Source organism: Bartonella refiksaydamii (assembly GCF_902652675.1).
GTDB classification, from domain to species: Bacteria; Pseudomonadota; Alphaproteobacteria; order Rhizobiales; family Rhizobiaceae; genus Bartonella; species Bartonella refiksaydamii.
The window spans coordinates 1-12,094 of the sequence record NZ_LR736296.1 but is presented as its reverse complement, the minus strand read 5'-3'; the positions used below and the strand labels follow the sequence as shown (position 1 = coordinate 12,094).

Below are 12,094 nucleotides of genomic sequence, written 5' to 3'. Positions count from 1 at the left end.
CATTGCCTTTCGTTGCGTGAGGAAATACAGAGGAAACCACGTCGACGTCGAGTGGTGACCTCTGAGGAAAATGTTTAGTACCAGAAAATGATATTTAAGCGCTTTTGAGAAGTATTGCTGGTTTAACGGCGCCGTACTGTGCGTGCCCAAAAAGAAGTATCCCTTGAATTTTCAAGAACCATGCCAGATTCTTCTCAAAATGGAGATGCGGTGACAGAAAAAGTTCCCTCGTTGCCTTTCGTTGCGTGAGGAAATACAGAGGAAACCACGTCGACGTCGAGTGGTGAGCTGTGAGGAAAATGTTTAGTACCAGAAAATGATATTTAAGCGCTTTTGAGAAGTATTGCTGGTTTAACGGGGCAGGGTAGTAGGTGCTTCTTCTGTTGTTTCAAGAGAAAGGACAGCGATAAGTGCTCCAGTTTGATAATTGTAAACCATAAATTTTGTTTGCCCTTCTGACGTTAAGACTTTTAACATAATCTTGTCTTCTGCAAGGCTTTGTGACAGAATCTGTGTGTTTTTGGGTAAGGATAGCGTGTGGTGCACGATTTTTGATTTTTTGTTGTAAGAAGAAAAAGAATCTATTTGTTTTGGAGATGATCCCATTGTTACGGTTTTGTATATAACTGCAAAGAGAACAGCAAGAATCAGAATGAGTGTGATAGAAATGGAAACAATCATAAAACACATAAGTTTTTTTCTCACGCGTTCCACTGCAGGGTCTAGGGGATAATCTTGAGGCAGTGCACATTGCTCTGGGTGATGGTCTTGTGAGGGTTGAGTTTGCTTATTATCCATCGTGCTGTGCCCTTCCATTGATTGTTTTCTTAGAGTCTGATGGGTTTATGCTTTTAAGGCTTTTTATGCAAGGGGTTTATAGGTGGAACCCTAGAAGTGGGGACGATAAGGGGAGGGCTTTTGTTTCATGGATTTTTGATCTTTTATCATTCATGGTTTGGCTTTTAAGCAGAAAATTGCCTCGGTTTGTGACGGACCAGATCAGCCTTACTTCTTGTTGATGCAAGTTTGCTTGTATACTTGTACATTGGGCAAAAATTTGTTGCCCATAAGAGGCAAATTTTTTGGTGGAAGGTATCATGGCTTGTTCACATGCTTGAGCTGTTGGGTAGGTTTTGACCATTGTATCGTTAGAATAACAGCTGTTAAAATCATCTGTACATGAAACCAACAAGAGGATAAAAACAAAGGTATTCATAAAATGCTTTCAAAATAAATGTTGACAATATGGAATCCAATTTGTCAGCCTTAAGGCCTTATTCATTATGAATAAATGTTTTTAAAGGTTCTAGGTTCCAGCGGGTTAGGTTCCAGCGGGTTTTGTGTGTTGGGCAAGGAATCTAGACAATGGATGTTATGAGAGAAATCCGTGGAGGTGTGTGTTTTGCTTTTTCGTTTTGTGGTGTTTTAACCGCTTTTAAAAAAGGGTATCAAAATAAGTATCAGGAACACACAAGCAATAAATCATTCCTTTTTCTGTAAGTTTTAAAGAAGCCGAACCATTTACAGAAACGGGAACAATCTTTTCTAAGACGGTACTCCCAAAACAGGCTTTGTTCTCATTAGAAAAAAAAATTTCTGCTGCAAAATTTTCATTCCAAGTGATGAGGAGTTGTGTTTTTCCATTCATTTTTGTTTGGATTTCACAGCTTACACAAACACTTCCCTTTTCTTGTGATAAGGCACCAAAAGAGAGGGAATTGACAATGAGTTCATGAAATGCCAAACCAATATGCAAAGCCGCATTCGGAAAAAGATAAGGATCTACGCCTTCAAGTGAAAAACGTTCCGTGTCTTTTATTAAATAGCCCAAAGCTTGCGACTGTACCAATTCGCGAAATTGCGCACCACGCCAATCAGAATCGGTGATGAGGTCTTGGGAATGGGAAAGAGAATGGAGTCGCCCTTGAAATTTACGTAAGAAAATCTGAAGGGATTCAGTGTAGCGTGCGGTTTGACTGGCAATACTTTGAATGATGGCAAGAAGATTTTTAGAACGGTGACTGACTTCTCGAAGGAGTATTTTCAGCACCTGCTCACGTCGGCGTAATCCTGAAATATCAACACCGGTAGTGATAATACCGATAATGTCTCCGTTGTCATTGCGGTGGCAATCAATAGAAAATTTATACCAAACCGCTTGTTTGGCCATATCCTCAAACCGTGCTTCAATGGTTTGCATTTTGCCAGTGGCTAAAACTTGCAGTTTGATTGTTTCCATATTATCTGCAAGATCAAGCGAAAAAAGATCACTGTCACGACATCCCATCCGCCATTTATTATGTAAATGTTGCGGCAAGTTTTCAGCCCATAAATAGACTAGGTTTGTTGTCTGGTATAAAACAAAAATATCAGCGCCACGGATCGCTTGCATGAGGGCGCTTATATGTGATTTATCTATAGGTGGCTTTGGAAGAGGCATAACGATCATGATTTTGATGTTAATCTATTCTAGACCGCTTTCGAAGCATTCTCTTGAAAAAATAAAGCTTGGGAAATAAGCGCTTTCACCATATCAGGATTAAAAGGTTTGGTAACTAAAAAAGTAGGTTCTGGACGCTCTCCGGTCAGTAATCTTTCAGGAAAAGCGGTGATAAAGATTACCGGTATACGGTCGTTTTGCAAAATGTCATTGACCGCATCAATGCCGGAGCTATTATCAGCCAATTGAATATCAGCCAAAATCAACCGTGGTTTTTCCTTATGATACATGATGACAGCCTCATCACGGGTTCGTGCTATCCCTACTACTTGATGCCCTAAGCTTTCTACCATTTGCTCAATGTCCAGTGCAATAAGAGGTTCATCTTCAATAATCATCACTTCAGTGGCAATTTGTTGAGAAATATCCGTCGATGCTTGGTTGAGAAGCTTGCGGAATTCTTTCGTATCAAGATCCATAATTTCGCGGGCTTCTTGTTCATTAAACCCTTCAACGGCAATCAATAAAAATGCTTGGCGTGCGCGCGGAGTGAGATACGATAATTTTGCACTGGTTTTTTGTTCAAGACCAAATTGTGGCAGTGGTTCAGGGATGTTTGGTGTAGTTTGGTCGAAAAGGTGGCAAAAAAGCCAATAGGTACCAATGCGGTCACTGGATGCTTTGGGAAAAATGGAAATATCAGCAATAAGTGCTTCCAACATCGCTGAGACATAAGCATCACCAGAGAATTGACTGCCTGTGACAGAGCGGGCAAAACGCCGAAGATACGGAAGATGCGGTGCTATGCGCGTTGATAATGACATGATCTATAAACTCCTTTGACCTTTGAAGCACTTTGTTGGTTGAAATCTTTAAGAGATGAAAAAGTTCCTTTTCTCGTATGGAACTTTTTACATACAACTATATTTACAACCATAAGGCGAAAAAATTCTTCTCGGTACTACTGATATTATATGGATTAGGGGGAAAAAAAATGAACGACCGTGATGAAAAAAATCTCACTAATCATTTCGCGTGTGGAGATGATCTCCTTGGGGTCAATAGCGAAATAGCACGAAAATTACGTCAGTTTTACATGGAAATTCAGGAAGAAGCACTCCCGCTGCATTTGCTGGAGCTCTTGGAGAGGTTGGAGAGAGCAGAGCAATTTGGTTTAAACAATGTGGAAAAGGTTTGAATCCTTTATGATAAATGGCGTAAAAAATTTTAAACAGGAACTCTTACTGGTTCTACCGGCTCTTAGAGCTTTTGCTGTTTCTTTAAGTGGTAAACATGATAAAGCTGAGGATTTGGTCCAAGATACTATTATGAAGGCGTGGGCTAAGCAGGACAGTTTTGAAATGGGAACTAATCTTAAAGCTTGGCTTTTTACGATTTTGCGCAATGAGTTTTACAGCCAAATGCGCAAAAAAGGAAGAGAAGTTCAAGATACTGATGGTGTGTTTACTCAAAATGTGGCGGTTCATCCTGCTCAATACGGGTCGCTTGATTTGCAAGATTTCAAAAAAGCCTTAAATATGCTTTCTGCTGATCAAAGAGAAGCCATTATTCTCATTGGAGCATCCGGTTTTTCTTATGAAGATGCTGCAGCTATTTGTAATTGTGCTGTTGGTACAATTAAAAGCCGTGTCAGCAGGGCGCGTAATCGCTTACAGAAACTTCTGAAGGTAAATGGTGAATCCGATTATGGTCCCGATTCTTATTCGGCTGGTAGTACATTGTGTTCATTTAACGGCTAAAAAAGCATAATAATTATAGTTGATAGCCTTGTTTTTTTTATTCCCGTTATAGCTATTAAAGTAAAGTCAGTATCTGAGGAAATTCAGAGTGTTTGGCGTGTAACCTTAGGGGAAATAAGGAATCCTGTGTGAAAATATCTCTCGGGATTTTGTCTTAAGAGCCATAAGGTAAGCCTTCCTTTGTGCTGAAAAATGACAAGTTTCAGGTTCGCCGATGGAAATTCTATGACAACAAAGACGAATTTGCTTCCTCAAATACCTTCTTCTGATTCAGCTATATCAAGCTGGCGTTGGGTAGCGATTGTTGTTTCTCTTATTATGGCTCTTTTGGCATCAGCCTTTATTATACTACTCTCAAACGCTGTTGATCGGGAAGTGGCACAGTTGAATACAAGTTCAGAGTTGCGCGAACAGGCTGATTTAGTGCTTATTAGTTTGATTGATATGGCTGTCGCTGATCGCAGCTATGCAAAAACCCGAAAGGCAGAGGATAAAGCACGCTTTGAAAATGCAGCGCGTGAGCTTGATGATATTCTCGATTATACGGAGCTTATTGTTTATGCCCATCCACAATGGTATGAATGGTTTACGGCTTTTAAAAAAGAGGTCGAAACGCGTAAAGCTTTTATGAATGCGCATATGCATGCTCTTGATACACTTCCTGATCAATCCTCTCAACCTTCGGATTCCTCTGAAGTCCAGAAGATTCAAGTAGCACGTTTAGCCCAATTGATGACAAGTTTTATTAATGGTGACGATGTGGTGCGGCAAAAACAACGTGAAGGCATAGCGCTGATGCGTGCTGCTCTAACATTGGCGGCAATTGTTTCTGTGGTGAGTACTTTTATTTCTGCCTATTTTGTTATTAATCGTTTTCACCGTGATATACGCTCCTTAAAAATGTATCAATTGTTGCTTCATAGTGAAAATGCCGCACTTGAAGCGCGTGTGAAAGAACGCACACAAGATTTGGAAAGAGCACGTAACCACGCCGAAAAAGAACGTCAACGTGTTGAAATGTTGTTGCAAGATGCAAGCCATCGCATTGGCAATTCTCTTGGTACGGTGTCTTCTTTGCTTGGGCTGCAATTAAATCGGAGCAAAAATGAAGAAGTGCGTTCTGTTCTTGGTGCCGCACGCGACCGTATCCAAACAATCTCTACTGCGCATCGGCGTTTGCGCTTATGTGATGATATGGAGACAACCTTATTGGCAGAGTTCCTCAGTTCTGTCGTGCATGATGTTGAATTGGCAGTTCCTTTTGAATTGCGCGAAAATATTACCATTCACACAAACTTTAAAGATTGTTGCTTGTCTTCAAGAGATGCAACAACGCTTGGAATTATTCTTGGTGAATTGCTGACAAATTCTTTAAAACATGCTTTTCCTGATCAACGTGTTGGTCATATTTATATTTCATTTGGTCCGCAACAAGATGGTCAATTTATGCTCATTGTGGAAGATGATGGTGTGGGCATGAAGAGCCAAACTCCAGAGCAAAAAGCAGGTCTTGGCCGTTTGGTTGTTGAACAGCTTTGTATGCAATTTGGTGAGAAACCCCTTTTTGAAACTTCTGCTTTGGGGGGCACAAGGATTGTGATTCCTTTGCCAAAACTCAACACCAATGGCCCGAAAAGCGCACCATCTATCTCGTAAGAGTGATCTTAAAATTCCCTTTTGTTTGTTAAAATTGAAAGAAAATAACGCCTTTATAAATTACTACAATTTTTTGAGAGGAATACGTTGGCTCCATTTTGCCCTAAATTTCTGGTTAAAATTGGTTTTCCTGTTTTTCCATTATAAGCTCTCACGTGAATGTTTTTTCCTCGCACATTGACGAGATAATAATCTCCTCTAAAAAGTGCTCCTGCTGTGTATACAGGGATATTTCCGAAGACTTTATCATCCTGTGCGCGACAAGAGTTCTGATAATGCAAGTGTCCTACAAAGATTGCTTTTACATTGTGGCGTGTAATGATTGATTTAAATTCAGCAAGATCCCGCGCATTTTTGGGATGCAGAAAGTGTGAATCATTATCTCTCAAATAGGGACGCGCATCGTGAAAGTTGAGAATTGTAATTTTTCCTCTTTTATCAGCAGCTGCTAAATCTTTTTTCAACCAATTCAGGGCTTTTGTTATTTTTACTTTCGTGAGACCATCAGATAAATAAGCAGTATAAGTTGGGTAATTTTGCAGCTGTACATAGTGAATATCTCCATAATCCCATGAGTAACTTAAACTCCCAGTTATTATATCACGAGCCGTTTCAAAGTAAATGTACCGACGAAAAGCCACATCTTTACTGAATTCAGGTAAAGAACTGCTGTATTTATCTATTTCTTGGAGCATCCTTTTAACAGCACTTATTGCACATGCATCTTTTGAAAGATTTGATATTGGGATTGTACAATCACGAACATTATTGTAATAATCATGATTGCCTAATCCTTCATATACAGGATAAACGATGCTTTTATAGATATCCGCATAGTCTTGATAGGTTTTTGGTCGACCAAACTCAGTTAAGTCACCGTTGATAATATAAAATGCTGCTGCGTGTGCTTCTATAGCATTTGCAACTTTTTTATTTACTTCTATCCATGGTTCTCTGTTGCTGTTCGCATTAGGATCACCAGTGTCCAAGCGCCACGGCTGCGGGTCAGCTGCTATGACAACAGTATAATTTGGGGGAGTCTTTCTTTTTACGTACCAAATTGTTCTAGCATTATCCCCTACACCCTCCATTCGTTCAAAATAATAATTCTTGTTGCTTGAGGTAACGGAATATTCATTGGCACCACTATATGGATTATACCACCGGAATTTTAAAAGAGTTCCATCGTCTTGTACTCTGTATTGAACCCACCCACCAGAGCCAAAAAGCCAAGCATGAGATGTTGTTGCTGCTTTTCCTACCGAGCCAGGCGCAATCATAGTCGAAGGTCCTGCATTTCCCCAGTATTCACCTGTTTTCCATTTACCACGCTCTATACCTTTACCAATTAATACCATAGAAGTAGGCGGATTGGTAAGTTCATTAACGATGTACACATCTGTTGAACGATCATCAAACGCACTTCGTTGAGGTTTAGGTAATTTTTCAATGAAGTTTCGTCTTGTTTCATGTGTCACAGAAAGGTTTTGAGCGTGAGAAAAATAAGGCTTTATACAAACCAAGACACTACAAAAAATTCCTACTGTTTTATATTTGTATTGCATAAACACCTCATCTAGAACTAAAACAATTCCCCAAAAACATTTGACAGGTGCGATGCTACAAAAGGCATTAAAATTAATTTTTTCATGTACTGTGCTTTAAACTATGAACGAAGAGCACAAGAACAAAACTTTGTGATATTTTTATGATGCATCTTAAAAACAGTCGTCAATCAATGGTAGATTTCAACATCAATCATGAGTTTTTTGTAAGGCTTGAGAGAATGCGATAAGCTTTAACGTCTATACTTCCCCTTGCCATTTCTATGAGATAATAGTCTCTTTTGTAGAATATCTAAGCTCTGTATACAGGGTTGCTTTTGAAGAGTTTGTCATTCGGCTCCGATCCAGAAGGACACTTAATGTTCATTGTAGAAGATGATGGTGTAGGTATGAAAAGCCAAACTTTAAAGCAAAAAGCAGGTCTTGGCCGTTTGGTTGTTGAACAGCTTTGTATGCAGTTTGGTGAAAAACCACTTTTTGAAACTTCTGCTTTTGGTGGAACAAAAGACACAATCCCTTTGCCAAAATTGCAAACGAATAATTCAAAGGAAGTGCCATTTCCTTCGTAAAATGGGATCTTAAAATCTCCATTTGTTTGTCAGTATAGAAATGAGGGTAATATCCTCATAAATTGCTACAGCTTTCGAAGAATTTCGTGTTGGTGCCTATCATGCCCAAATCTTCAATCAAAGTGGGTTTACCTGTTCTTCCATTATAGGCTTTAACATGTATATCTTTCCCCTGTACATTGATGAGGTAATAGTCTCCTCTAAACAGTGCTCCCGCTGTGTATACAGGAATATTGCCAAAGACTTTGTCATTTTGTGCGCGACAATAGCTCTGATAATGGGTGTGTCCAGCAAAGATTGCTTTGACATTATGAGAGGTAATGATCGATTTAAATGCTGATAGATCTTGGGTATGTTCGGGTTTAAGAAAACGTGAATAGCCATCACGGTAAAATGGACGCGCATCGTGGAAGTTCATAATTGTTATTTTCCCTCTGGCGTCAGCCGCAGCTAAATCTTTTTTTAGCCAATCCAAAGAGCTCTTAACATGGATATTTATATCATGTTGTTTTAAATTGACTGTATAAGTTGGATAATTGTGAAGTTGTACGTAGTGAATATTTCCATAATCCCATGAGTAACCGAAACTTCCTTCTATAAAGTGAACAGATGTGTTAGAGGTGCCAGTCAAATTTTCCGTGATATCTTGATTGAAATGGGGGAGCTTATCACTATACTCCTTCATTTCTCTCAACATTCTAGAGATGGCGCTTATAGCACACGCATCACTTGAAGAATTCATTTCTTCAGGAATCGTACAATTGCCAACATTGTTGGCATAATCATGATTACCGAGGCCTTCATAAACAGGAGAGCCAAGTTTTTTGTATATGTTTGCATAATCGTCATAAGTTTTTTTACGCCCAAATTCGGTTAAGTCACCATTAACGATATGAAAAGCCGCTTTATGTGATTTTATTGCTTTTGCAATTTTCTCATTTTTACTGATCCAGCGTGCTCTTTTTGCTTTCGAGTTAGGGCCACCGTAACCCAAAGACCATGCTTGCGGATCAGCCATGATGATAGCGGTATAGTTTTTTATAGAAGTTTTTTTTCTTATGTCCGAAGATATTTTTGTATCATCACGAGAGTTAATGACTTTTTGTTGTGTAATATCTCCTTTTGTTGCTCCACAAACAAAAGTTGTATAGTTAAAAATTGCTAAAGTAACAATAGTTATTATTGTATAATTATATACCATAATTTTACTTCTCCAATTATTACACTAAAAAATATAATATTATACGGATATATTATAAAATATTTTTTAGAAAAATAATTTTCAAAATTTGTGTTTTTAATTGAAGTTTTTTATCTGTTGGATAAGTATATCATTTTTATATGCAGAATTTTTATTAATATATTTGGAAGAGTTTTTGATTACATAATTTTTTATGCTATTTATCAGATGTTTTCGTTCTCTCATTATTTTTTTGTCAAGCGTTTTATCTTTATATGTCTGTTTCAGAGTGAAAATGCCACCTTTGAAGCAAACGTGAAAGAAAGAATGAACACAAGAATTGGAAAGAGCGCGCAATCACTCCGAGAAAAAACGTCAATGTGTTGAAATAGCATTGCAGAATGTTAGCCATCGCATTGGCCATTCTCTATGTACGGTATCTTTTTTACTTGGTTTGCAGTTAAATCGGAGCAAAAGTGAAGGAGTGCGTTTCTTTTCGCAAAAATACGAAGAGGAGGCGTGTATTTTGATTCTTAATGCACTTTGAAAGAGTTTTAGTGTGATCTTAAGAAGCGCTCTCTGATGGTGTTGTGGAGCTGTTTAACAAAGAATCAATGTTGTTTTTTTCGTGTATAAATGCTTGGAGGTCCTGATTAGATAAAGCCTTACTGTCAGGTATACGGATACGCATAGGGTCAACTTTTACACCATTAACAATGATTTCAAAATGACAATGCGGACCAGTTGCCATTCCTGTTGATCCGACATAGCCAATAATTTGTCCTTGATGGACTTTTGCGCCTAGTTTTATGTCTGGTGCATAACGGCTCTGGTGTGAATAACTGCTGATATATCCATTGCTGTGTTGAATTTCTGTATGGTTTCCATAGCCGCCTGTTACGCCAATTCTTGTGACAATACCGTCTCCTACAGCAATAATGGGCGAGCCTTTTGGTGCAACCCAATCAACGCCCGTATGCATGCGAACATAGCCTAAAATAGGATGTTTGCGCGGCCCAAAGGGAGAACCAAAAATGCCATTTGGAGTAGGTTTGCGGAGCAAGAAAGGTTTAGAGCTTTTTCCTTCTGAATCATAGTAATCGATGCTTCCGTCTTTTGATTGATAACGGTAATATTTATACGTTGTATTGCCGAAAGTAGCGCTGATATAACGAATTTCAGGATCTACATTGGTGGATGGTCTTTTTGTTTTCTGGTTCTTATTGCCATTTTGGGTTTCTTTATCGTTTTGTTGTGGCAAGGTATAAAATATTTCGAGCTGATCCGTTGGTGTTATCCGACCTTTCATATCAATGTTGGTGGCGAGCAAATGAATGAGACGTTGAGAGAGAGATTGTGACATATTATGGCTGAGCAGAGCATTATAGAGCGCGTCGTAAGCTGTGGGTAACTGTGCTGCACTGACATAAGAGTGTGGAATACCATTCTGAAAAGCTGTTTTAAGCACACGGGACATTTGGGGTTCTGTACTTTCAACAAATTGCCCTTTGTCATTCAGAGCAATGGTGAGAACATGATACAGCCCTTGATAAATGCTTGCTCGCACGAGATGATCTTCTTCTCCAGCCTGTGTAATGATACCAATGCGTAAAAGACTTCCCTCTTTAAGTATGTCAGAACGATTAAACTTCACCAAATTGGTTACAACCTGTTCAATTTGCTCTTTTGTGTAGTTTGTTTCTTTGAAAGCATCGGCTATCTTTTGTTTTTTATGAATGGGAATAATATCTTCAGCATAGTTTTTTGTGAGATCAATTCGGTGATTTTGAGGAGAAACGGTTACATTCTCTTGAACAATACGGACTTCAGGGGTATCTGTAAATTGGGATGGCGAGGACAAGTCATCTAATTTTAAAGGGTCGATAAGGGTAAGAATTGAAAGGAGTTCGTTGGTTTTTTCCAAAGAAAATCCAGATTTTTTTAATTCTTGTTGCACTTCATCGTCTGTCAGGGTATCTGCGCCATCAAAGTTTTCTTGATCAATTATAAAATCACGGTTGCGTAAGATTATTTTTGTTTCCACTTTTGCTCCATAAATGTGTCCGGAATCTTGTAATTGAACAGTTGAATTTTTCGAATCACTGGCAAAAATGCTTAAAGAATCAAATTTAGGATAGGTGTATCGCTGAGGGCGATCTTCGGCTAGAGCCATGCGAATCCATTCGAATTTTTGTGTCTGAATGACTTTTTCATCCCCTTTTTTTTGCACAATTGATAATTCAAATTGGCGCTTACTGTCAAAGCTTTGCCGTGCATGCGTGGGAGAAATACGGTCACCTTTATATCCATTGGCATTAGGATCTTGTGCTTGTGAGAGGCTTTCTGGCGTAAACCATTGTGGAGGTGTTACCAGTCGTTGCTGTTCGTCTAGAGCAGCAAAAAGAGCAATGCCCATAAGAATGCAGGAAGTGATTCCTGTGAGAACTGTTCCTGTGAGCCAACGGACAGAAACTTGTCGGTGCGCTGGCAGTAAGCGTTTGACTACAAGAGCAGGGTCTTGCCCAGGATCGTTTTTCTGTTGTTCGCTATCCCACATGGGTTTTTAGAGTACTTCTTGAAATATTAAATAGAGAAGGCTAGCATAGCTTAGTGTGTTTCGACAAGAATTTGATTCTTTTATTACAGACAATTCAAATCCTTTTTATACAGCAATAATTTTTCTTCTCTTCAATCATAGTCGTAAATAATGTGTAAAGAATCATAACAGCGTTGGAAAGGATATCAACACCTAAAACAAACACTGATATGATTGTACAACAGATTACTCATGCGTTCATGATTAAACTTAGTCCCTTTGGTCCGTTATTTTAAAGGGAATAGTCCATATTTGTGGTGGATTTTTCAAAGAACCCCTTTTTGAGAGTATTTAGTTTATATACCCGTTATAGATGTATAATTTATTT

At 38.8% G+C, this 12,094-nt stretch carries 10 protein-coding genes and 2 pseudogenes; 5 read left to right on the top strand and 7 right to left on the bottom strand.

Annotated elements, in window-relative coordinates; all coding sequences use genetic code 11:
- Positions 1-351 precede the first annotated feature (351 nt).
- The 4 genes from GQO39_RS04005 to GQO39_RS03990 all read right to left on the bottom strand — a co-directional run bounded on the left by GQO39_RS04005 (position 352) and on the right by GQO39_RS03990 (position 3,264).
- Positions 352-798: a hypothetical protein gene (locus tag GQO39_RS04005; protein ID WP_156851044.1), complete on the bottom strand. Its 447-nt coding sequence runs from the start codon at positions 796-798 to the stop codon at positions 352-354.
- A 76-nt stretch (positions 799-874) separates the two neighbouring features.
- On the bottom strand, positions 875-1,216 hold the full coding sequence (locus GQO39_RS04000; protein ID WP_156851043.1) for a hypothetical protein: 342 nt from the start codon (positions 1,214-1,216) through the stop codon (positions 875-877).
- A gap of 219 nt (positions 1,217-1,435) precedes the next feature.
- A complete protein-coding gene (locus tag GQO39_RS03995) occupies positions 1,436-2,449 on the bottom strand; it encodes a PAS domain-containing sensor histidine kinase (RefSeq protein WP_156851042.1) in 1,014 nt (337 codons plus the stop codon).
- Positions 2,450-2,469: 20 nt separating this feature from the next.
- Positions 2,470-3,264 carry a response regulator gene (locus GQO39_RS03990; RefSeq protein ID WP_007552726.1) on the bottom strand — a complete coding sequence of 265 codons (795 nt, stop codon included), beginning with the start codon at positions 3,262-3,264 and terminating at the stop codon, positions 2,470-2,472.
- 170 nt (positions 3,265-3,434) lie between these two features.
- On the opposite strand from GQO39_RS03990, the gene GQO39_RS03985 reads away from it, so the two are divergent.
- From GQO39_RS03985 to GQO39_RS03975, 3 genes are all read left to right on the top strand, one after another.
- The gene (locus GQO39_RS03985) at positions 3,435-3,638 is read left to right on the top strand and encodes a NepR family anti-sigma factor (RefSeq protein WP_007552724.1); all 204 of its coding nucleotides are present in this window, start codon (positions 3,435-3,437) and stop codon (positions 3,636-3,638) included.
- A gap of 7 nt (positions 3,639-3,645) precedes the next feature.
- Positions 3,646-4,200, top strand: a complete 555-nt coding sequence (locus GQO39_RS03980) for an RNA polymerase sigma factor (RefSeq protein ID WP_007552723.1) — start codon at positions 3,646-3,648, stop codon at positions 4,198-4,200.
- Between the two features lie 225 nt (positions 4,201-4,425).
- Complete coding sequence (locus GQO39_RS03975) at positions 4,426-5,856, top strand: sensor histidine kinase (protein ID WP_156851041.1); 1,431 nt, start codon at positions 4,426-4,428, stop codon at positions 5,854-5,856.
- Positions 5,857-5,909: 53 nt separating this feature from the next.
- Here GQO39_RS03975 and GQO39_RS03970 read toward each other — a convergent pair whose 3' ends face one another.
- On the bottom strand, positions 5,910-7,421 hold the full coding sequence (locus tag GQO39_RS03970; RefSeq protein WP_156851040.1) for a metallophosphoesterase: 1,512 nt from the start codon (positions 7,419-7,421) through the stop codon (positions 5,910-5,912).
- Positions 7,422-7,747: 326 nt separating this feature from the next.
- Here GQO39_RS03970 and GQO39_RS03965 point away from each other — a divergent pair.
- Positions 7,748-7,990, top strand: a pseudogene (locus tag GQO39_RS03965) (sensor histidine kinase); the annotation flags it as partial.
- A 55-nt stretch (positions 7,991-8,045) separates the two neighbouring features.
- On the opposite strand, the gene GQO39_RS03960 reads toward GQO39_RS03965, so the two are convergent.
- On the bottom strand, positions 8,046-9,191 hold the full coding sequence (locus GQO39_RS03960) for a metallophosphoesterase (RefSeq protein WP_156851039.1): 1,146 nt from the start codon (positions 9,189-9,191) through the stop codon (positions 8,046-8,048).
- A gap of 219 nt (positions 9,192-9,410) precedes the next feature.
- Here GQO39_RS03960 and GQO39_RS09125 point away from each other — a divergent pair.
- Positions 9,411-9,660, top strand: a pseudogene (locus GQO39_RS09125) (sensor histidine kinase); the annotation flags it as partial.
- Between the two features lie 75 nt (positions 9,661-9,735).
- Here GQO39_RS09125 and GQO39_RS03950 read toward each other — a convergent pair.
- Positions 9,736-11,727 carry a M23 family metallopeptidase gene (locus GQO39_RS03950; RefSeq protein WP_156851038.1) on the bottom strand — a complete coding sequence of 664 codons (1,992 nt, stop codon included), beginning with the start codon at positions 11,725-11,727 and terminating at the stop codon, positions 9,736-9,738.
- Positions 11,728-12,094 lie beyond the last annotated feature (367 nt).